The organism is Mycobacterium sp. IS-2888 (genome assembly GCF_001954215.1).
Classification (GTDB): Bacteria; Actinomycetota; Actinomycetes; order Mycobacteriales; family Mycobacteriaceae; genus Mycobacterium.
The window spans coordinates 13,161-35,014 of sequence record NZ_MBET01000067.1; the positions used below are offsets into that span (position 1 = coordinate 13,161).

A 21,854-nucleotide genomic window follows, 5' to 3' on the forward strand; every position below is an offset into this window, starting at 1 on the left:
GCGACGGTTGTAAGGTCAAGGGGTGGCTGAGCAGTTGCTGATCGGCGACGTCGCGGCCTTGACGGGTATCGCCTCGGGTCGCATCCGCCACTACGAGAAGATCGGGCTGCTGCGCGCGGAGCACCTCTCCAACGGCTACCGGGTCTTCGACGTCGAGCAGGTCCTAGACCTCTTGCGCATCGACCTGATGCGGAGCCTCGGCATCAGCATCAACGACATTCAGCGGCTGGTCGACGGTGGGCAGACCACACTGGCCGGCCTGCTCGACGAGCACCGCGCGTTGTTGGTGCGGCAGCGGGATCGGCTTGATCAGCTGATCGCGGCCATCGACGAAGCCACCGGGCCTGGCGCCGCGGCCGTCAACGAACAGATTCTCCGCCGGCTGGCCACCACGCACCGGGACAGCATCGGCGTCATCGGGCGGCTCAGCGCACCGTTGTCGGCGCCCGTCGCCGCGATGTATGCCGACCTGTTCGACGAATGGCAATTGCCCGTACCGGCCCTGTTCGGTCAGATGGTGCTGCCGCCCGCGGCCAGCACCCTGTTGGAAGGGCTCGCCGCGACGCCGGGACGCCGGGTGCTGTTCGACCGACTGCGCAACCTCGCCGGCGACGTCGTTGCGTTGGGCGAAAATCTCACGGCCGCAAAAGAACTCGCGCACGCCTGGATCGATCAGCAGGTGGCCGACCCGCTGCCCGACGACGTGGCCGGCGCGCTGCGCGGCGTGCGACCGCTGCTGGAGCACGACCCGGTGATTGTGCAGGGCTTCCGCGCGTGGGCGGCTTCGATAAACCCGGCGGCCGCCCACTTCATCGATGAAATCGCCATCCAGACCGCGCGGCGCGGGTTGGAGGCGGTCAGTGTCATCGTCCTGCCGGCCTCGGATTCGACCAGCCCCGGCACCGACGTTGCTGCAATGTGATACAGATGTGACTGGTGTGGTCAATGTGTCTGGTGGTGTTTCTGCCGTACCCTGTGGCTTGTGTCATCGGTTTCGCGACGTGACCTGCTCAAATTCGCGGCCGCAACCCCAGCGTTAGTCAGCCTGGGCGTCGCGGCGTCGTCGTTGCGCGCCGCCCCGGCGTCGGCATCACTCGGAACCCTGCTGGACTACGCGGCCGGTGTGATCCCGGCGAGTCAGATCAGGGCTGCCGGCGCCGTCGGGTCCATCAGGTACGTGTCCGACCGGCGTCCCGGCGGCAACTGGATGCTCGGAAAGCCGATCCAAGTCGCCGAAGCGCACGACCTCAACAGCAACGGGCTGAAGATCGTGTCGTGCTACCAGTACGGCAAGGGCAACACCGCCGACTGGCTGGGCGGTGCCGCCGCCGGGCAGCAGCACGCGCAGCGCGGGATGCAGTTGCATGCCGCGGCCGGCGGGCCCGCCAGCGCCCCGATCTACGCGTCGATCGACGACGATCCGTCCTATGACCAGTACAAGAACCAGGTCGTCCCCTACCTCCGGTCCTGGGAGTCGGTGGTCGGGCATCAGCGGACGGGCGTTTACGCCAACTCGAAGACGATCGACTGGGCCCTGCACGACGGCCTGGGCTCGTATTTCTGGCAGCACAACTGGGGCTCGCCGAAGGGATTCACCCATCCGGCCGCAAATTTGCACCAGGTGGAGATCGATAAGCGCAGCGTCGGCGGGGTAGGGGTGGACATCAACGAAATCCTCAAGCCTCAATTCGGGCAGTGGGCCTAGCCGTCGCGCGTCACCCCAAAGGCTTCTCGGCGCGACCATCGCCCCCAGCGGGCACCGACGCCATGCGATCCAGCAAACACTCGTTCGCCGTTCGTTCGGTGCCACGCCCGCCCCGCCTCGCGCCGTGGCCCGCCGCGCACGCCGTCGGATGCCCGCCGCGAGTGCTAAATTTTAATATAACGATTTGATAACAATACTGCGTTAACCAGCGCAGTTATAGCTACTCGACCGTAACCACCTGCATGCAGGACGTTTGATTGCGGCGTTCGCGGCCGCGGTTGCGCCGGGTGTTACCCATGACACGGTTACCCGCGCGTAGAACTCACCAGTAACTGCTCAGCTTGCGAAAAGGGGCTTGATTCTTATGACACTCTTAGTACAGCCGATGCAGTCCGTCGCGCCGCTCGGATCCATCTCGGTTCAAGGGGGCGGCCCGCCGACAAGACACCGGTCAGCCATTTCTTGGCTTGCGATTCGACGCGGAATCGCCTGGAAGCGACAGGCCACGCGCGCCGGTGCAGAACCGGCCAGCGAACCGAGACGTAAAGACGCATACAGGGAGAAATAGAAGGTGACGATCCACGAGCCCGACCGGGTGTCCGCTGACCGCGACGGGAACAGCCCCCAGGCCACGCATGCTCTGGTCGACCGACTGACGGCTGGCGAGCCGTACGCCGTCGCCTTCGGCGGCCAGGGCAGCGCCTGGTTGGAGACCCTGGAAGAACTGGTGTCGTCGGCCGGGATTGAAACCGACTTGGCGACGCTGGTCGGTGAGGTGGAGCTGCTGCTCGAGCCCGTGGCGAAGGAACTGGTCGTGGTGCGTCCGATCGGTTTCGAGCCGCTGCAGTGGGTGCGTGCGCTGGCGGCCGAAGATCCGATTCCGTCCGAGAAGCACCTGACGTCGGCCGCGGTGTCGATACCCGGCGTGCTGCTCACCCAGATCGCGGCCGGGCGTGCCCTGGCGCGACAGGGCATGGACTGGACCGCGACACCCCCGGTGGCCGTCGCCGGGCATTCGCAAGGCGTCCTGGCCGTCGAGGCGTTCAAGGCGGCTGGCGCGCGTGACGTCGAGCTGCTCGCGATAGCCCAGCTCATCGGCGCGGCGGGCACCCTGGTGGCCCGCCGGCGCGGCATTTCCGTGCTGGGCGACCGTCCGCCGATGGTGTCGGTCACCAACGCCGACCCCGAGCGCATCCGCCGCCTGCTCGACGAGTTCGCACAAGATGTTCGCACCGTGCTGCCGCCGGTGCTGTCGATCCGCAACGGCCGGCGCTCGGTCGTGATCACCGGGACCCCGGAGCAGTTGTCCCGATTCGAGCTCTACTGCCAGCAGATCTCTGAGAAAGAAGAGGCCGACCGCAAGAACAAGATCCGCGGCGGCGACGTCTTCGCTCCCGTCTTCGATCCGGTGCAGGTTGAGGTCGGCTTCCACACGCCGCGGCTGGCCGACGGCATCGACATCGTCGGAACCTGGGCCGAGAAGGTCGGCATCGATGTGGCGCTTGCGCGGGAGCTGACCGAGGCCATCCTGGTGCGCGGCGTCGACTGGGTGGACGAGGTCACGCAGGTTCACAACGCCGGTGCGCGCTGGATTCTCGACCTGGGCCCCGGCGACATCCTCACCCGGCTGACCGCGCCCGTGATCCGGGGTCTCGGCATCGGCATCGTGCCGGCGGCGACCCGCGGCGGTCAGCGCAACCTGTTCACCGTCGGGGCCACCCCCGAGGTGGCCCGGGCGTGGTCGAGCTACGCGCCGACGGTGGTGCGTCTTCCCGACGGCCGGGTCAAGCTGTCGACGAAGTTCACCCGGCTGACCGGACGGTCGCCGATCCTGCTGGCAGGCATGACCCCGACCACCGTGGACGCCAAGATCGTCGCCGCCGCGGCCAACGCGGGCCACTGGGCCGAGCTGGCCGGTGGCGGGCAGGTCACCGAGGAAATCTTCGCCGACCGGATCGAGGAGATGTCCGGGCTGCTCGAGGACGGCCGCACCTACCAGTTCAACGCGCTGTTCCTCGACCCGTACCTGTGGAAGCTCCAGGTCGGCGGCAAGCGTCTGGTGCAGAAGGCCCGCCAGTCCGGCGCGGCGATCGACGGCCTGGTGATCAGCGCCGGCATCCCGGATCTCGAGGAAGCCGTCGAGCTGATCGAGGAACTCAACGACGTCGGCATCAGCCACGTCGTGTTCAAGCCGGGCACCATCGAGCAGATCCGCTCGGTCATCCGCATCGCCACCGAGGTGCCCACCAAGCCGGTGATCATGCACGTCGAGGGCGGGCGCGCGGGCGGCCACCATTCCTGGGAAGACCTCGACGACCTGCTGGTGGCGACGTATTCCGAGCTGCGTTCGCGCCCCAACATCACCGTTTGCGTGGGCGGCGGTATCGGGACTCCCGAGCGGGCGGCCGAATACCTGTCCGGACGCTGGGCGCAGGCCTACGGCTTCCCCCTGATGCCGATCGACGGGATCCTGGTCGGCACCGCGGCGATGGCGACGCTCGAGTCCACCACGTCGCCATCGGTCAAGCGCATGCTGGTCGAGACGCAGGGCACAGACCAGTGGATCAGCGCCGGAAAAGCCCAGGGCGGCATGGCTTCCAGTCGCAGCCAGCTCGGCGCGGACATCCACGAGATCGACAACACCGCCTCGCGGTGCGGCCGGCTGCTCGACGAGGTCGCCGGCGACGCCGAGGCCGTCGCGGAGCGCCGCGACGAGATCATCGCGGCGATGGCCAACACGGCCAAGCCGTACTTCGGCGACGTCGCGGAGATGACCTACCTGCAGTGGTTGCGACGCTACGTCGAGCTGACCATCGGCGAGGGCAACTCGACCGCCGACACCGCTTCGCCGGGCAGCCCCTGGCTGGCCGACACCTGGCGCGACCGCTTCGAGCAGATGCTGCAGCGCGCCGAAGCTCGTTTGCACCCAAAGGATTTCGGCCCGATCGAGACGCTGTTCGGCGATCAGGCGCTGCTGGAGAACCCCGACGAGGCCATCGCTACCCTGCTCGAGCACTACCCGGACGCCGAAAAGGTGCAACTGCATCCGGCCGACGTGCCGTTCTTCGTCACGCTGTGCAAGACGCTGGGCAAGCCGGTCAACTTCGTGCCGGTCATCGACAAGGACGTCCGGCGTTGGTGGCGCAGTGACTCGCTGTGGCAGGCGCACGACGCCCGCTACGAAGCCGACCAGGTGTGCATCATCCCGGGCACCGCGTCGGTCGCCGGCATCACGCGGATGGACGAACCCGTGGGTGAATTGCTCGACCGCTTCGAGCAGGCCGCCATCGACGAGGTGCTGGAGAGCGGCGCCGAGCCGCAACCCGTCCGCTCACGCCGGCTGGGCCGCCCCGACGTCACCGGACCCTTGGCCGTCGTGCTCGACGCCGCCGACGTGTTGTGGGCCGGTCGCACCGCCACGAACCCGGTTCACCGCATCGCCGATCCGGCGGACTGGCTGGTGCACGACGGACCCGAAAGCCTCCGTGCCACACACTCATCCACCGGCGCGCGGCTGCAGGTCAAATCCGACGACGGGGCCGGCACCGAGCAGGTCGTGCTCAGCGTGCCGGTGTCCGGCGTATGGGTGGATATTCCGTTTACGTTGCACTCCAACACGCTTGACGGCGGTATTCCGGTGGTCTCCACCGAGGCCGCCGCCACCGCCATGCGCGCGGTGCTGGCGATCGCCGCCGGCGTCGACGGGCCGGAGTTCTTGCCGCGGGTCGCCGACGGGACGGCCACCGTGAGCGTCGACTGGGATCCCGAGCGCGTCGCCGACCACACCGGCGTCACGGCCACCTTCGGTGAGCCGCTGGCGCCCAGCCTCACCACCGTGCCCGACGCGCTCGTGGGACTCTGCTGGCCCGCGGTTTTCGCGGCCATCGGCTCCGCGGCCACCGACGCCGGCGTCCCGGTGGTCGAGGGGCTGCTGAGCCTGGTGCATCTCGACCACGCCGGCCACGTCGTCGGCGACCTGCCGAGCGTCCCGGCCCAATTGACCGTCAGCGCAACGGCTTCGTCGGCCACCGACACGGACATGGGCCGCGTCGTTCCGGTCTCGGTGACCATCGCCGACGCCGACGGGGCCGTGATTGCCACCCTCGCCGAGCGTTTCGCGATCCTCGGTCGCACCGGTGCGGCCGAGCTGGCCGATCCGGTGCGGGCCGGCGGCGCGGTCTCCGAGAACGCGACCGACACTCCGCGCCGTCGCCGCCGCGATGTCACCCTGACCGCGCCCGTCGACATGCGTCCGTTCGCGGTGGTGTCCGGCGACCACAACCCGATTCACACCGACCGGGCGGCCGCGCTGCTGGCCGGCCTGGAATCGCCCATCGTGCACGGCATGTGGCTCTCGGCCGCCGCGCAGCACGCGGTGACGGCCACCGACGGCCAAGCCCGCCCACCGGCCCGGCTGATCGGCTGGACCGCGCGGTTCCTGGGCATGGTGCGTCCGGGTGACGAAGTGGACTTCCGTGTCGACCGCGTCGGAATCGACCGGGGCGCAGAGGTTTTGGAAGTGGCCGCGCGCATCGGATCGGATCTGGTGATGTCGGCCACCGCCCGGCTGGCCGCGCCCAAGACCGTATACGCGTTCCCCGGCCAGGGCATCCAGCACAAGGGCATGGGCATGGAGGTGCGGGCCCGGTCCAAGGCGGCCCGCAAGGTGTGGGACACCGCCGACAAGTTCACCCGGGACACGCTGGGCTTCTCGGTGCTGCACGTGGTCCGCGACAACCCGACCAGCATCATCGCCAGCGGCGTGCACTACAACCACCCCGAGGGCGTGCTCTACCTGACGCAGTTCACTCAGGTCGCGATGGCGACGGTGGCGGCGGCCCAGGTCGCCGAGATGCGCGAGCAGGGCGCCTTCGTCGAAGGTGCCATCGCGTGCGGGCACTCCGTCGGCGAATACACCGCCCTGGCCTGCGTGACGGGCATCTACGAGCTGGAAGCCTTGCTGGAGATGGTGTTTCACCGCGGCTCCAAGATGCACGACATCGTGCCGCGCGACGAGCTGGGCCGCTCCAACTACCGCTTGGCGGCGATCCGGCCCTCGCAGATCGACCTGCCCGACGAAGAGGTGCCCGCGTTCGTCGCCGGAATCGCCGAGAGCACCGGTGAATTCCTGGAGATCGTGAACTTCAACCTGCGCGGTTCGCAGTACGCGATCGCCGGCACGGTGCGCGGTCTGGAAGCGCTGGAAGAGGAAGTCGAGCGTCGCCGCGAGCTCAGCGGCGGAAGGCGGTCGTTCATCCTGGTGCCCGGCATCGACGTGCCGTTCCACTCGCGGGTGTTGCGAATCGGGGTGGCCGAATTCCGTCGCTCGCTGGAGCGGGTCATGCCGCGCGACAAAGACCCCGACATCATCATCGGGCGCTACATCCCCAACCTGGTGCCGCGGCCGTTCACGCTGGACCGCGACTTCGTTCAGGAAATCCGGGACCTCGTGCCCGCCGAGCCGCTCGACGAGATCCTCGCCGACTACGACACGTGGCGTAACGACAAGCCGCGCGAGCTGGCCCGCAAAGTGCTGATCGAGCTGCTGGCGTGGCAGTTCGCCAGCCCGGTGCGCTGGATCGAAACCCAGGACCTGCTCTTCACCGAGGAGGCCGCCGGCGGTCTGGGCGTGGAGCGCTTCGTCGAAATCGGCGTGAAGTCGGCGCCGACTGTCGCCGGGCTGGCCACCAACACCCTCAAACTGCCCGAATATGCCCACAGCACAGTCGAAGTGCTCAACGCCGAGCGCGATGCCGCGGTGCTGTTCGCCACGGACACCGACCCCGAACCCGAGCCCGAAGACGAGGCACCGGTCGCCGAGGCCGCACCGGAAGGCGCCGCCGTGGAGGCCGCACCGGCGGCCCCGGCTCCCGCCGCAGCTCCGTCGGGTGCTCCGCGGCCCGACGACATCGGGTTCGACGCCGCCGACGCAACCCTGGCCCTGATCGCGCTGTCGGCCAAGATGCGCATCGACCAGATCGAGGAACTCGACTCCATCGAGTCCATCACCGACGGCGCGTCGTCGCGACGCAACCAGCTGCTGGTGGACCTGGGCTCGGAGTTGAACCTGGGCGCCATCGACGGTGCCGCGGAGGCGGACCTGGCCGGGCTGCGGTCGCAGGTGACCAAGCTGGCCCGCACGTACAAGCCTTACGGCCCAGTGCTTTCCGATGCGATCAATGATCAGCTGCGCACGGTTCTCGGTCCGTCGGGGAAGCGGCCGGCGGCCATTGCCGAGCGGGTCAAGAAGACCTGGGAGCTCGGTGACGGTTGGGCCAAGCACGTCACGGTCGAGGTCGCGCTGGGCACCCGCGAGGGCACCAGCGTTCGCGGCGGCGCGATGGGCCACCTGCACGAAGGCGCACTGGCCGACGCTGCATCGGTCGACAAGGTCATCGACGCCGCGGTCGCTTCGGTCGCCGCGCGCCGCGGGGTTTCGGTGGCGCTGCCGTCCGCCGGAGGCGCCGGCGGGGGCGCGACCATCGACGCGGCCGCGCTGAGCGAATTCACCGATCAGATCACCGGTCGCGACGGCGTGCTCGCCTCGGCGGCCCGACTGATCCTCGGCCAGCTGGGCCACGACGACCCGGTCAGCGTGTCACCGGCGGCCACCGATGCCGAGCTCATCGACCTGGTCACTCTCGAACTGGGCGCCGACTGGCCACGCCTGGTGGCTCCGGTGTTCGACGCCAAGAAGGCGGTCGTGTTCGACGACCGCTGGGCCAGCGCCCGCGAGGACCTGGTCAAGCTGTGGCTGGCCGACGACGGCGACATCGACGCCGACTGGTTGCGCTTGTCCGAAAGGTTCGAGGGCGCCGGACACGTCGTCGCCACCCAGGCCACCTGGTGGCAGGGCAAGGCGTTGGCTGCGGGCCGCCAGGTCCACGCGTCGCTGTACGGCCGCATCGCCGCCGGCGCCGAGAACCCGAATCCGGGGCCCTACAGCAGCGAAGTCGCGGTGGTGACTGGCGCTTCGAAGGGCTCGATCGCGGCGTCGGTTGTCGCGCGGCTGCTCGACGGCGGCGCCACCGTCATCGCAACGACGTCGAAGCTCGATGGCGAGCGCCTGGCGTTCTACCGTTCGCTCTACCGCGACCACGCCCGCTACGGCGCCGCCCTGTGGGTGGTCGCGGCCAACATGGCGTCCTACTCCGATATCGACGCCCTGGTCGAATGGGTCGGCACCGAACAGTCCGAAAGCCTTGGGCCACAGTCGATTCACATCAAGGACGCGCAGACCCCGACGCTGCTCTTCCCGTTCGCGGCGCCGCGCGTGGTCGGGGATCTGTCGGAGGCGGGATCGCGCTCCGAGATGGAGATGAAGGTGCTGCTGTGGGCCGTGCAGCGGCTGATCGGCGGGCTGTCGAAGATCGGCGCGGAGCGCGACATCGCGTCGCGGCTGCACGTGGTGCTGCCGGGTTCGCCCAACCGCGGCATGTTCGGCGGTGACGGCGCCTACGGCGAAGCCAAGTCGGCGCTGGACGCCCTGGTTAGCCGCTGGCACGCCGAGTCGTCGTGGGCGGCGCGAGTCAGCCTGGCGCACGCGCTGATTGGCTGGACGCGTGGCACCGGGTTGATGGGCCACAACGACGCCATCGTCGACGCGGTCGAGGAGGCCGGCGTCACAACCTATTCCACCGACGAGATGGCCGGCATGCTGCTCGCCCTGTGCGACGTGGAATCCAAGGTGGCCGCCGCCGGAAAGCCGATCAAGGCGGACCTGACCGGCGGGCTCGGCGAAGCCGAGCTGGACATGGCCGAGCTCGCCGCCAAGGCGCGCGAGGAGATGTCGACCGAGGCGGCCGACGACGAGGATGAGACCGAGGGCACCCTTGCCGCACTGCCGTCGCCGCCGCGCGGGTACACGCCCGCCCCGCCACCGGAATGGGACGACCTCGACGTCGACCCGGCCGATCTGGTGGTGATCGTCGGAGGCGCCGAGATCGGACCGTACGGCTCGTCGCGCACCCGGTTCGAGATGGAGGTCGAGAACGAACTCTCGGCGGCCGGCGTCCTCGAACTCGCCTGGACGACCGGAATGATCCGCTGGGAGGACGACCCCCAACCGGGTTGGTACGACACGCAATCCGGCGACCTGGTCGACGAAGCGGAACTGGTCGAGCGCTACCACGACGCCGTGCTCGAGCGCACGGGCATCCGTGAGTTCGTCGACGACGGCGCGATCGATCCCGACCACGCCTCACCGTTGCTGGTGTCGGTCTTCTTGGACAAGGACTTCAGCTTCGTGGTGTCGTCGGAGGCCGACGCCCGCGGCTTCGTCGAATTCGACCCCGAACACACCGTCATCCGGCCGGTGCCCGACTCGACCGACTGGCAGGTAATACGCAAGGCGGGCACCGAGATCCGGGTTCCGCGCAAGACCAAGTTGTCGCGCGTCGTCGGCGCCCAGATTCCGACCGGGTTCGACCCGACGGTGTGGGGCATCAGCCAAGACATGGCCACCTCGATCGACCGGGTGGCGTTGTGGAACATCGTCGCGACCGTCGATGCATTCCTGTCCGCCGGGTTCAGCCCGGCCGAAGTGATGCGCTACGTGCACCCGAGCCTGGTGGCCAGCACGCAGGGCACCGGGATGGGCGGCATGACGTCGATGCAGACCATGTATCACGGCAACCTGTTGGGCCGGAACAAGCCGAACGACATCCTGCAGGAAGTGCTGCCGAATGTTGTTGCCGCGCATGTGGTTCAGTCCTATGTCGGCAGCTATGGCTCGATGATCCACCCGGTGGCGGCCTGCGCGACGGCCGCGGTGTCGCTCGAGGAGGGCGTCGACAAGATCCGGCTGGGCAAGGCCGAACTGGTTGTGACCGGCGGCCTGGACGACCTGACGCTGGAGGCCATCATCGGCTTCGGTGACATGGCGGCCACCGCCGACACCGCGATGATGCGCGGCCGGGGCATTGACGACTCGAAGTTCTCCCGGCCCAACGACAGGCGCCGGCTGGGCTTCGTCGAGGCCCAGGGTGGCGGCACCATTCTGCTGGCGCGCGGCGACCTGGCGCTCAAGATGGGCCTGCCGGTGCTTGCGGTGGTGGCTTACGCACAGTCGTTCGGCGACGGCGTGCACACCTCGATCCCGGCCCCGGGCCTGGGTGCGCTGGGCGCGGGGCGCGGCGGCACGGATTCGCCGCTGGCGCGCGCGCTGGCCAAGCTCGGTGTGGGCGCCGACGACGTCGCGGTGATCTCCAAGCACGACACCTCGACGCTCGCCAACGATCCCAACGAGACCGAGCTGCACGAGCGGCTCGCCGACTCGCTGGGCCGCTCCGAGGGCGCCCCGCTGTTCGTCGTGTCGCAGAAGAGCCTGACCGGGCACGCCAAGGGCGGCGCGGCGGTGTTCCAGACGATGGGCCTGTGCCAGATGCTGCGCGACGGAGTGATCCCGCCCAACCGCAGCCTGGATTGTGTCGACGACGAACTGGCCGGCTCCGCGCACTTCGTCTGGGTGCGTGACACGCTGCGGCTCGGCGGGAAGTTCCCGCTCAAGGCGGGGATGCTGACCAGCCTCGGGTTTGGCCATGTGTCCGGGCTCGTCGCGCTGGTCCACCCGCAGGCGTTCATCGCCTCGCTGGACCCGGAGCAGCGTGAGACCTACCAGCAGCGCGCCGAGGCACGCCTGCTGGCCGGTCAGCGCCGGCTGGCCTCGGCCATCGCCGGCGGTGCGCCGATGTACGAGCGGCCGGCGGACCGCCGCTTCGACCACGGCGCCCCGGAGAAGCGGCAGGAGGCGGCGATGCTGCTGAATCCGGCCGCCCGGCTGGGTGACGACGAGGCCTACGAGGTCCCCGCCGAATGACGTCAGTCATCCGTTAACCTGGCCAGCCATGGGCATTGTCGGAGTGGGGATCGACCTCGTCTCCATCCCTGATTTCGCGGAGCAGGTCGACCAGCCGGGAACCGTCTTCTCCGAGACGTTTACGCCGGGTGAGCGTCGCGACGCCTCGGACAAGAGTTCGTCGGCTGCGCGTCACCTGGCGGCGCGCTGGGCCGCCAAGGAAGCCGTGATCAAGGCCTGGTCGGGGTCGCGGTTCGCCCAGCGCCCCGTGCTGCCGGAGGACATCCATCGCGACATCGAAGTGGTCACCGACATGTGGGGTCGACCGCGGGTGCGGCTGACCGGGGATATCGCCAAGCACCTGGCCGATGTGACGATCCACGTGTCGCTGACCCACGAGGGGGATACCGCCGCCGCGGTGGCCATCTTGGAGACCCCTTGAGCGCGAGCAGACACAAAATCGCACGAATTCCTCCCGATCCAGGCGATTCTCCGTCTGCTCGCGCGATAGATGAGCGGGTCCGCGAGGTGTTGCCGTCGGTGCGCCGCGACCTCGAGGACTTGGTCCGCATCGAATCGGTGTGGGCCGACCCCGGCCGCCGCGCCGAGGTGCACCGCAGCGCCCAGGCGGTGGCGGACCTGTTGTCGCAGGCGGGTTTTGGCGATGTAAGCATCGTCAGCGAGGGCGGTGCGCCCGCGGTCATCGCGCATCATCCTGCGCCGGCGGGCGCGCCCACCGTGCTGTTGTACGCCCACCACGACGTGCAGCCCGAAGGCGACCGCGGCCAATGGACGTCGCCGCCCTTTGAGCCCACTGAGCGCGACGGGCGTCTCTACGGTCGCGGCAGCGCCGACGACAAGGCCGGCATCGCAACGCATTTAGCGGCGTTTCGGGCACACGGCGGGCGGCCCCCGGTGGGTGTGACGGTCTTCGTCGAGGGCGAAGAAGAATCCGGGTCGCCATCACTGGGCCGGTTGCTGGCCGCCCACCGCGATGCGCTGGCCGCCGACGTGATCGTGATCGCGGACTCGGACAACTGGAGCGTCGACACCCCGGCGTTGACGGTGTCGCTGCGCGGCTTGGCCGACTGCGTGGTCGAGGTCGCCACGCTCGACCACGGGCTGCACTCGGGGTTGTGGGGCGGTGTTGTTCCCGATGCGCTGAGCGTGCTGGTGCGGCTGCTGGCCAGCCTGCACGACGACGACGGCAACGTGGCGGTCGCCGGTTTGCACGAAAGTAGCGCCGCGCCAGTCGATTACCCGACCGAGCGGGTGCGCGCCGATTCCGGTCTGCTGGACGGTGTGTCCGAGATCGGCTCGGGTTCGGTGCCGCAGCGGCTGTGGGCCAAGCCGGCGATCACCGTGGTCGGTATCGACACCACATCGGTTGCGGCCGCGTCGAATACGCTGATCCCGCGGGCCCGGGCCAAGATCAGCATGCGGGTAGCGCCCGGCGGCGACGCGGCGGCCCACCTGGATGCGTTGACCGCGCATCTACAGGAACATGTGCCGTGGGGCGCCCGGGTGACCGTCACGCCCGGCGACATCGGCGAGCCGTACGCCATCGATGCCAGCGGAGCGGTCTACGACGCCGCGCGGGCCGCATTTCGGCAAGCGTGGGGCGTCGACCCGGTCGACATGGGCATGGGCGGCTCGATCCCGTTCATCGCCGAGTTCGCCGCCGCGTTCCCGCAGGCCAAGATTCTCGTCACGGGTGTCGAAGATCCCGGGACCCAGGCACACAGCGTCAACGAGAGCCTGCACCTGGGTGTGCTGGAACGCGCGGCGATCGCCGAAGCGCTGCTGCTGGCCAACCTGGGTTAGGTTGCTGCGGGAAAGGTTTCAACGGCCGCTCGGGCGTTGGGTAACGATGTCGTTGTTTCCGGTCTTGTTGATTGTCGGCGCGCCAGAGTGGTAGGTGACGACGTTGTCGTCGCCTATGACACCGATGGTGTCGGCGCTGTCAACGCTGACTTTGTTTGCGCTACCGGCGATTTCCAGCCTGCGGCAGTGGCCGGTGACGGTGTACGTGTTGTTGTCCCCGTCCAGCTTCAGGTCTCCCTCGTTGCAGTTGATCGTGTCTTTGGCGCCGCTGTTGATCATGATCAGGTTTCCCTGCACCGTGGTCCCGGAGTGATTCGCCACGATCACCCCGATCGCGATCGCGGCCGCGGCCCCACACCCCAACAGCAGCCGCCCGGGAGTCGATTTCGCAAGCCGCGCGAGACCCTCGAGCCGCCGTGAGGTCCCGCCGGGCGCAGGCTTCTCGCGAGGGGCGCCAAATGGTCGACCGGGCTGCGCCCCCGGCTGGCCGCCCCCGTGTTCCAGGCGGCGGATGTACTCCTCCGGGTCCTCTGGCTTCATCGCCGAAAGACCCGTTGGAGAGTGACAAGGGCGTCCACGGCCGGCTCCTTTCGCTCCTCATCGGGAGCGCGCCGTTATTGTGCCGCAGATCGCTTGCGGGATTGTTGTATTCGCCTTATCAGACCTAGACCGACAGGTCGCGGCGCAGCTTGGCGACGTGGCCGGTGGCCTTCACGTTGTACTGCGCGACGGCGATCTTGCCGTTTTCGTCGACCACGAAGGTGGAGCGAATCACGCCCTGCACCGTCCGGCCGTACATCTGCTTCTCGCCGTAGGCGCCCCAGGCCGTCAACACCTTGCGATCCGGATCGGACAGCAGCGGGAACGTCAGCTTCTCGGCGTCGCGGAACTTGGCGAGCTTTTCCGGCTTGTCCGGGGAGATGCCGATGACGTCGAGGCCGGCGTCGTTGAGGTCGCGCAGGTTGTCGCGAAAATCGCAGGCCTGCTTGGTGCACCCGGGCGTGGAAGCCGCCGGATAGAAGTACACGACGACGCGGCGCCCCCGGTAGTCGGCCAGGGACACCTTCTTGCCGTCGGCGTCGGGCAGGCTGAAGGTCGGCGCTTTGTCGCCCGGGGCAAGCCGCGTGGTCTCGGTCAACGTGGGTCCTTTCGGTTCACCGGATCGTGGGGGTTATCGCCAGCTGATCTAGGGTAGTGCGTCAGGTGCACAAGGCGAGTTGGAGGAAGAGACGTGGCGGATCGGGACCCCGAGACCATCAAGCGGGACATCGACGTCGCCCGCGACCAGCTGGCGTCCACCGTCGACTCCCTCGCCGAGCGCGCGAATCCTCGTCGCCTGGCCGACGACCTCAAGGCCAAGGTGATCGGGTTCGTGACGAAGCCCGCGGTGGCCGTCTCGCTGGTGGGAATCGGCTCGGTGGTGGTCGTCGTGGTGGTCCGCAGGATCCGGAACCGCTGACGCGACGCCCTCGGAACCCGAGGGGTTTGATTGGGTGCGCCGTCAGGGTTTCGAACCCCGGACCCGCTGATTAAGAGTCAGCTGCTCTACCAACTGAGCTAACGGCGCCTTGGACGGCCGAGACCGCGTAGGCGACAATAACAGGCGTCCTGCCGCGGAGCGAAATCTCGACCCTTCCAGGGTAGCTGAGACAGCACATCAGAAAAGCGTCCCGCAATACGGTGCTCGTTCGGTACTGAACGCGGCATCCAGCTCGCGTAGGGCACCCCGGCGCACCTCGGTGATGCGGTTCGCCCGGACAAGCTCGGAGGCGCGGTGTGCGCCCATGTAGAGCGTCCCCAAGTCACCCAGGCTGAGTTCCACGTCCGCAGGCCCTTCGTGCGGCACGCATTTGCCCACACCATCGCGGGTCTGCAGGAGGAATCGGCCCCCGGCGAGTTTGAGCGGGTCCACCACTTCCAGCGCGACCTCGGCGTCGGCGAAGTACCCGCGGACACCGAGCGCCTCGGGCACATCGTTGATGCGTACCCAGAGAAAGTCGTTGACGCCCATGGTTCGAGCGGAACGCTGGTCACGCAGTTTGAGCGGCAGCGGGTCATCGACCGGCACGTCGATCTCGATGTCGTCGAACATCTCCAAAACCAACAACGTCTGCAACAGCTCGGTATGGGCTTCGTCGGTGATGGGGCAGAAGTCTTGCACGACAACGGTTCCCAGCGGCGGCCGAAACCCGTGCTGCGTCTCGGTGATGACGCGATACGTGAGGAAGCCGTCCGGATGAATCGTGCAATTCAGCGCGGATCGGTTGCCGCGCTGCGTTGATCGGTCTTCCAGATAGTCGGTCCACCACGCCTCGTTGCGCTCGACGGCCCCATCGGTTGCGGCGCACCACCGTTCGTAGATTTCGGGCAGATGTCGCCGCGCTTCGGCGGCGTTGACCTCGCGGCCCCGGTTACCACTGGGCGCGTCCCGCAACTTCGCCGAGCGCCGGTCGATCGAGTAAGTGCGGCTGTAGGTGGCCACGCCGGCGCCGAAGTTGTCGTACATCGCGGTTTGGGTCGGCACCCCGCACACGATCGGATAGCCGCGCTCCAACAGTTTGCCCAGCCCCTCGGCGCTGAGCTGCGCCCATATTCCCTTGCCCTGATGCGTTGACGCGACGGCGATCATCGACAGCCACGCGGCCCGCAGGCGGGCGCCACCGGGCACGGTGAGCCGCGAGCGGTAGATGATCGACGTCCCTACCAGGAATGGCCGCTGCGGATCGGAGAAATCCTCGGCGAGGAGAATGTCCTCCAATTCGACGCGACGTTTCCAGGCTTCGACGTCCCGCGCGCCCACCGGATCCCCGAAAGCGCGAGCCTGGTTCTCGTAGACCACCTGCCAGTCGTCTTCGGTTGGATGCCTGATCCTGATCGACTCGTCCGCCGTGTTCATCGCATATCCAATCCGCTTCTACCCCAGCCAAACCGATACCCGAGTGGCCGGGACTCAAACCTGGCCGCACTTCCGACGGGTCAGAACTGCCACGTTTGGGTATGGGATACGGCAATGCTGCAAGGAATCACTCGGCTCGATATCGCCGTTTTGCTTGCGCTGGGTTCCGCGCTGTGCATCGCGATCGGCGACGTGCTGCAGCAACGAGCGGCACACTGCGTCGCCGACGGGGCGGTCGGCCACATCGAGTTGTTCGCCAACCTGTTGCGCAGCCGACGATGGTGGTGGGGCACATTGCTGCTCGCGGCAAGCGTCGTGCTGCAGGCGGCCGCGCTGGGTCAGGGATCGGTGCTACTGGTGCAGGCGCTGCTCGTGCTTTCGCTGCTGTTCGCGCTGCCGATCAATGCCAGGCTGTATCAGCGCACGGTGAGCGGGGGCGAGTGGATCTGGGCGGGCTTGCTCACTGCCGCGGTGATCGTGATCGTGGTCGTCGGCAATCCGCAGGCCGGTCGTTCGAGCGCCCCGCTGCACACCTGGGCGGTCGTGGCCGTGGTCCTCGGGCCGCTGCTGGTCGCGTGCGTCGTGGCCGGGCGCTTCTGGGGTGGCTCCGTGGCCGCGGTGCTGTTCGCCCTTGTCTCGGGTTCGTTGTGGGGGGTGTTTGCGGTGCTTGCGAGGGAGGTCGTCGCTCGGCTCGGCGATCGCGGGTGGGCGGTAACCCAAACGCCCGAGCTCTACGCCCTCCTGCTGGCGGCGGCCGGGGGTGTGGTGTGGAGCCAGGCGGCTTTCCGGGCCGGGCCCTTGACCGCCTCGATGCCGACCCTGCAGATGTCGCAGCCGGTCGTGGCGGCGGTGCTGGGCGTCGTGGTGCTAGACGAGACGCTGAAAGCGGGTGGCGCAGGGACGGTCGCCTTGGCGGCGGCGGCGCTGGTCATGACGGCGGCCATCGTCAAACTCGCGCGCGTCGAAGCCGTCTCGACCCGCGACGGGGCCCAAATGGAGAACTTGTCGCGATTGTGACGCCCGTCGCCGGTCAATGTCGGCATGGGGAGCGGCCAGAACCCATTAGAATGCATGCACCGATTCCGGTCAGCGGTGACCAAACTCAGCCGATCTCATTGGAAGGCAGCTCGATGACGCCTTTGCGCAGACGCCGATCGTGGCTGCTTGTGGCCATGATCATGTTTGCTGTCATCGGTGTCGCCTGCAGCAGCAGACACACGGCCGCGCCCACGAAGGTCATCTTCGACAAGGGCACGCCGTTCGCCGATCTGCTGGTGCCCAAGCTCACGTCGTCGGTGTCCGACGGCGCCGTCGGCGTCACCGTGGACGCGCCGGTGACGGTCAGCGTTGCCGACGGGGTGCTCGCGTCGGTCAGCATGGTCAACGAGAACGGCAAGACGATAAACGGGCAACTCAGCCCCGACGGCCTGCGCTGGTCGACCACCGAGCCGCTCGGCTACAACCGCCGCTACACGCTGACTGCGAAGGCGCTCGGGCTCGGTGGTGCGGCGGCGAATCGCCAGATGAGCTTCGCGACCAGTTCGCCCGCGCACCTGACCATGCCCTACGCCGCTCCCGCCGACGGCGAGGTGGTGGGCATCGGCGAGCCGGTGGCAATCCGCTTCGACGAGAACATCGCGAATCGCGCCGCCGCCCAGAAGGCCGTCACGATCACGACCAACCCGCCCGTCGAGGGCGCGTTCTACTGGTTGAACAACCGCGAAGTGCGTTGGCGCCCAGAGCATTACTGGAAACCGGGAACCACCGTTGATGTGGCGGTGAACACCTACGGTGTCGACCTGGGTGACGGGATGTTCGGTGAAGACAACGTCAAGACGCACTTCACCATCGGCGACGAGGTGATCTCGACCGCGGACGACAACACCAAGATGGTGACCGTGCGGGTCAACGGTGAAGTCGTCAAGACCATGCCGACGTCGATGGGTAAGAACAGCACCCCGACGGCCAACGGCGTCTACATCGTCGGTGGGCGATTCAAACACATCATCATGGATTCCTCGACCTATGGGGTTCCGGTCAACTCGCCCAACGGGTATCGCACAGACGTCGATTGGGCCACGCAGATTTCCTACAGCGGCGTCTTCGTACACTCCGCGCCGTGGTCGGTCGGCGCCCAGGGCCACACCAACACGAGCCACGGGTGCCTGAACGTGAGCCCGAGCAACGCCGAGTGGTTCTACGACCACAGCAAGAGCGGCGACATCGTCGAGATCGTCAACACCGTGGGGCCGACGCTGCCGGGGACCGAGGGGCTGGGTGACTGGAACGTTCCGTGGCCGGTGTGGAAGGCCGGCAACGCCAACACCTGAGTATGTCGGGGCGCGGGCGCTCCGACAGTGGGGTGGCTGACGGGACTCGAACCCGCGACACCCAGGATCACAACCTGGTGCTCTACCAGCTGAACTACAGCCACCATGGCCGCGCCTAGACGCGCAGCGACTGTCGATACTAGCCGGTCGGTGGCTCGGCGGCCGAATCGATTGGCCCGGCCGCTTGCCCTCCGCCGCCGAGATCGGCGACCACCGCCTCGATTTCGCTGGTAGACGGGCCCGGCTGCGGCACGAATGCGGTCTGCCGGTAGAACTTCAATTCCCGGATGGATTCGTGGATGTCGGCCAGCGCGCGGTGGGACAGCCCCTTGACCGGCTGGCCGTAGTAAATGCGGGGGTACCAGCGCCGGCACAGTTCCTTGATCGAGCTGACGTCGATCATCCGGTAGTGCAGAAACGAGTCCAGCGCGGGCATGTCGCGCGCGATGAACGACCGGTCGGTGGCGATCGAGTTGCCTGCCAGCGGCGCGGTCTTGGGCTGCTTGACGTGGTTGCCGATGTAGTCCATAACCATTGCCTCGGCGGTCGCGAGGTCGACGGTCGATGCCCTCACTTCGTCGATAAGGCCCGAGCGCGAGTGCATTTCGGCGACCACGTCGATCATCGAAGTCAGCGCGGAGTCGTCGGCGTGGATCACCACGTCGACGCCGTCGCCAAGAATGTTCAGGTCGGCGTCGGTGACCAGGGCCGCGATCTCGATCAACTTGTCCGAACCCAGGTTCAGCCCGGTCATCTCGCAGTCGATCCACACCAATTCGTCGCGCACAGCGCTCAGCGTAGGCGCACGTCGGACCCCGTCGGGCCCTGCCCCCGCTTGCCGACGGGCAGTAGGGTGGGCGGTGCTTACCCAACGACCGAGGGGCGCGACACGATGAGCACCGAGTCGGCGGCGACACCCGCGCAGCGGATCGCGAGCGGTTACGCCGTCAAAGGCCAAGCGCTGGAATTGGGCACGGTCGTCGTCGACGGCACGGCCGACCCGACCGCTCAGATTCGCATCCCGCTGGCCACCGTCAACAGGCACGGCCTGGTGGCCGGGGCGACCGGGACCGGCAAGACCAAGACGCTGCAACTGATCGCCGAGCAGCTCAGCGCCGCCGGCGTACCCGTGCTGATGGCCGACGTGAAGGGCGACCTATCGGGCCTGGCCCGGCCGGGGGAGGCAAACGACAGGACCGCGGCACGCGCCAAAGACACCGGCGACGACTGGGCGGCGACGGGATATCCGGTGGAGTTTCTGTCGCTCGGCACCGGCGGAGTGGGCGTGCCGGTGCGCGCGACCGTCGCTAGCTTCGGTCCGGTTCTGTTGTCAAAAGTGCTGGGGCTCAACGCTACTCAAGAGTCGACGCTCGGGTTGATCTTTCACTGGGCGAAGGACAGACGCCCGCTGGTCACCCTGGGCGATCTGCGAGGTGTCATCAGCCACCTGGCGAGCGACGAGGGCAAGGCCGATCTAAAAGACCTCGGTGGCGTGTCGTCGACGACGGCGGGTGTCATCCTGCGCGCCCTGGTGAATCTCGCCGGTGAGGGTGGCGACACGTTCTTTGGCGAGCCGAAGCTTGAGCCGCAGGATCTTTTGCGCGTCGACGACCAGGGCCGCGGCATCATCTCGTTGCTGGAGTTCAGCGGTCAGACTTTGCGCCCGGTCATCTTCTCCACCTTCCTGATGTGGTTACTGGCCGACTTGTTCACCGTGCTGCCCGAGGTCGGTGACGTGGACAAGCCGAAGCTGGTGTTCTTTTTCGACGAGGCGCACCTGCTTTTCACCGATGCGTCCAAGGCGTTTCTCGAGCAGGTCGAGCAGACCGTCAAGCTGATTCGTTCCAAGGGCGTCGGGGTGTTCTTTTGCACGCAGCTGCCCACCGACCTGCCCAACGACGTTCTCTCCCAGCTGGGCGCCCGCGTCCAGCACGCCTTGCGGGCGTTCACGCCGGACGACCAGAAGGCGCTGTCCAAGACCGTGCGCACCTATCCGAAAACCGATGTGTACGACCTGGAGTCGGCGTTGACGTCGTTGGGAATCGGCGAGGCCGTCGTGACCGTGCTCTCCGAGAAGGGCGCACCCACGCCGGTCGCGTGGACCCGCATGCGAGTGCCGCGGTCGCTGATGGCCGCCATCGGCGCCGACGCGGTCGCCGCCGCGGCCAAATCCAGTCCGCTGCAGGCCAAATACGGCCAGACGGTTCAACAGCCGGAGCAGCCCCCGCCGCCCCCGCAGGCTCCGTCACCCCAGTCGGCTCCGCGTGGCCAGTACGATCAGCTGCCGTTACCGGAGCAGCTCGACGTGCCGCCGATGCCAGCGCCGTTCGAGCCCAAGGGCCCCGCGATGTGGGAGGAAATCCTGAAAAACCCGACGGTGAAAGGCTATGTCAACACCGGCATACGCGAGATCATCCGCAATCTTTTCGGCAGCGGACGGCGTCGGAAGTAACGACTACCCGCCGCCGAGCTTCTTGTAGAAGCTGCCCACGATCGGCGCGACAATGGCGCGGGGGCCATACCCGCTCGCCACCGACATTGCCTTCGACGTCAATCCAGGGACGACGCGCATCTTGTTGCGCGCCAACGCATCCAGCGATACCTGGGCGGTGTGCTCGGTGGAGATCCACAGGAAGTCCGGCACCAGCCGCTCGACCAGCGTGGCCTCGGCGTCGTCGGGCAGATCGGTGCGCACCGGGCCCGGGGCCAGCAGGGTGACATGCACACCGGAACCGCGGAGTTCGCCGCGTATCGATTCGCTGAAGGTGTTCACGAACGCCTTGGTGGCCGCGTAGGTCGCGTTGTAAGGGATCGGCGAATTGCCCGCCGCCGAACCGGAAATCAAGATGCCGCCGGCCTTGCGCTCGATCATGCCGGGCAGCACCGCCAGCGTAAGGTCGTGCACCCCAAGGACATTGAGCTGCAGCTGCGCCTTCTCGCCGGCCGGGTCGAGGGCCGCAAGCGGGCCGAACGTCGCGGTGCCGGCGTTGGCGCACAGGATCGAGATCGGGCGGGCGGCCAGCTCGTCGCACAGCTTCGCGCGATCCGCCGGGTCGGCAAGGTCGGCCGGTCGCACTTCCACGGTGACGCGATACTTGTCGGCCAGCCGCGCGGCCAGCTCGGTCAGGATGTCCTCGCGCCGGGCCGTGACGATCAAACTGTGGCCGCGCGCGGCGAGCTCGGTGGCCAGCGCTTCGCCGATGTTTTGCGAAGCTCCGGTGACAACGGCGCGCGCGTCAGGGCTGGGCGCGGGTATCGGCATGCGCCAATCGTAGACAGCCCCCCAACACATAGAGTGCCGGG

The 21,854-nt window shown here is 67.8% G+C and carries 14 protein-coding genes and 2 tRNA genes; 9 read left to right on the top strand and 7 right to left on the bottom strand.

The annotated features are described in order from the left end of the window. The first annotated feature begins 22 nt into the window (after positions 1-22). From A5745_RS12810 to A5745_RS12830, 5 genes are all read left to right on the top strand, one after another. A complete protein-coding gene (locus A5745_RS12810) occupies positions 23-922 on the top strand; it encodes a MerR family transcriptional regulator (protein ID WP_076116310.1) in 900 nt (299 codons plus the stop codon). A gap of 60 nt (positions 923-982) precedes the next feature. After that, a complete protein-coding gene (locus A5745_RS12815; protein ID WP_076116312.1) occupies positions 983-1,705 on the top strand; it encodes a DUF1906 domain-containing protein in 723 nt (240 codons plus the stop codon). 571 nt (positions 1,706-2,276) lie between these two features. Then, on the top strand, positions 2,277-11,522 hold the full coding sequence (locus tag A5745_RS12820; protein ID WP_076116314.1) for a type I polyketide synthase: 9,246 nt from the start codon (positions 2,277-2,279) through the stop codon (positions 11,520-11,522). Positions 11,523-11,550: 28 nt separating this feature from the next. Beyond that, on the top strand, positions 11,551-11,943 hold the full coding sequence (locus tag A5745_RS12825) for a holo-ACP synthase (protein ID WP_066815041.1): 393 nt from the start codon (positions 11,551-11,553) through the stop codon (positions 11,941-11,943). Beyond that, entirely contained in the window at positions 11,940-13,325 is a 1,386-nt protein-coding gene (locus A5745_RS12830) for a dipeptidase (protein ID WP_139329585.1), read from the top strand. Before A5745_RS12825 ends, A5745_RS12830 begins: the two co-directional genes overlap by 4 nt. Positions 13,326-13,343: 18 nt before the next feature. Here A5745_RS12830 and A5745_RS12835 read toward each other — a convergent pair whose 3' ends face one another. After that, the gene (locus A5745_RS12835) at positions 13,344-13,865 is read right to left on the bottom strand and encodes a DUF3060 domain-containing protein (RefSeq protein WP_083662914.1); all 522 of its coding nucleotides are present in this window, start codon (positions 13,863-13,865) and stop codon (positions 13,344-13,346) included. Between the two features lie 124 nt (positions 13,866-13,989). Then, entirely contained in the window at positions 13,990-14,463 is a 474-nt protein-coding gene (bcp, locus tag A5745_RS12840) for a thioredoxin-dependent thiol peroxidase (RefSeq protein ID WP_076116319.1), read from the bottom strand. Between the two features lie 93 nt (positions 14,464-14,556). On the opposite strand from bcp, the gene A5745_RS12845 reads away from it, so the two are divergent. Further along, positions 14,557-14,784 carry a DUF3618 domain-containing protein gene (locus A5745_RS12845; RefSeq protein WP_076060487.1) on the top strand — a complete coding sequence of 76 codons (228 nt, stop codon included), beginning with the start codon at positions 14,557-14,559 and terminating at the stop codon, positions 14,782-14,784. A gap of 35 nt (positions 14,785-14,819) precedes the next feature. On the opposite strand, the gene A5745_RS12850 is transcribed toward A5745_RS12845, so the two are convergent. Together A5745_RS12850 and A5745_RS12855 are read right to left on the bottom strand one after the other, a co-directional pair. Then, positions 14,820-14,892, bottom strand: a tRNA-Lys gene (locus A5745_RS12850). 90 nt (positions 14,893-14,982) lie between these two features. Next, complete coding sequence (locus A5745_RS12855) at positions 14,983-16,221, bottom strand: GNAT family N-acetyltransferase (RefSeq protein WP_076116322.1); 1,239 nt, start codon at positions 16,219-16,221, stop codon at positions 14,983-14,985. Between the two features lie 114 nt (positions 16,222-16,335). On the opposite strand from A5745_RS12855, the gene A5745_RS12860 reads away from it, so the two are divergent. Further along, complete coding sequence (locus A5745_RS12860) at positions 16,336-17,238, top strand: DMT family transporter (protein WP_371336933.1); 903 nt, start codon at positions 16,336-16,338, stop codon at positions 17,236-17,238. A gap of 113 nt (positions 17,239-17,351) precedes the next feature. Then, a complete protein-coding gene (locus tag A5745_RS12865; protein ID WP_076116504.1) occupies positions 17,352-18,551 on the top strand; it encodes an Ig-like domain-containing protein in 1,200 nt (399 codons plus the stop codon). A gap of 28 nt (positions 18,552-18,579) precedes the next feature. Here A5745_RS12865 and A5745_RS12870 read toward each other — a convergent pair. Together A5745_RS12870 and orn are read right to left on the bottom strand one after the other, a co-directional pair. Next, positions 18,580-18,655, bottom strand: a tRNA-His gene (locus A5745_RS12870). 35 nt (positions 18,656-18,690) lie between these two features. Continuing rightward, positions 18,691-19,338, bottom strand: a complete 648-nt coding sequence (gene orn / locus A5745_RS12875) for an oligoribonuclease (protein ID WP_076116324.1) — start codon at positions 19,336-19,338, stop codon at positions 18,691-18,693. Positions 19,339-19,443: 105 nt separating this feature from the next. On the opposite strand from orn, the gene A5745_RS12880 reads away from it, so the two are divergent. Beyond that, a complete protein-coding gene (locus A5745_RS12880) occupies positions 19,444-21,003 on the top strand; it encodes a helicase HerA-like domain-containing protein (protein WP_076060492.1) in 1,560 nt (519 codons plus the stop codon). A 3-nt stretch (positions 21,004-21,006) separates the two neighbouring features. Here A5745_RS12880 and cmrA read toward each other — a convergent pair whose 3' ends face one another. Further along, positions 21,007-21,813, bottom strand: coding sequence for a mycolate reductase (cmrA, locus tag A5745_RS12885; RefSeq protein WP_076116326.1), 807 nt, complete (start codon positions 21,811-21,813; stop codon positions 21,007-21,009). Positions 21,814-21,854: the final 41 nt, after the last annotated feature.

What these genes read in the sequence shown, in the direction of transcription:
- A5745_RS12825 (WP_066815041.1), top strand. Translation starts at nt 11,551, where the DNA reads ATGGGCATTGTCGGAGTGGGGATCGACCTCGTCTCCATCCCTGATTTC.
- A5745_RS12835 (WP_083662914.1), bottom strand. Translation starts at nt 13,865, where the DNA reads ATGAAGCCAGAGGACCCGGAGGAGTACATCCGCCGCCTGGAACACGGG.
- A5745_RS12855 (WP_076116322.1), bottom strand. Translation starts at nt 16,221, where the DNA reads ATGAACACGGCGGACGAGTCGATCAGGATCAGGCATCCAACCGAAGAC.
- A5745_RS12860 (WP_371336933.1), top strand. Translation starts at nt 16,336, where the DNA reads ATGCTGCAAGGAATCACTCGGCTCGATATCGCCGTTTTGCTTGCGCTG.
- A5745_RS12865 (WP_076116504.1), top strand. Translation starts at nt 17,352, where the DNA reads ATGACGCCTTTGCGCAGACGCCGATCGTGGCTGCTTGTGGCCATGATC.
- A5745_RS12880 (WP_076060492.1), top strand. Translation starts at nt 19,444, where the DNA reads ATGAGCACCGAGTCGGCGGCGACACCCGCGCAGCGGATCGCGAGCGGT.
- cmrA (WP_076116326.1), bottom strand. Translation starts at nt 21,813, where the DNA reads ATGCCGATACCCGCGCCCAGCCCTGACGCGCGCGCCGTTGTCACCGGA.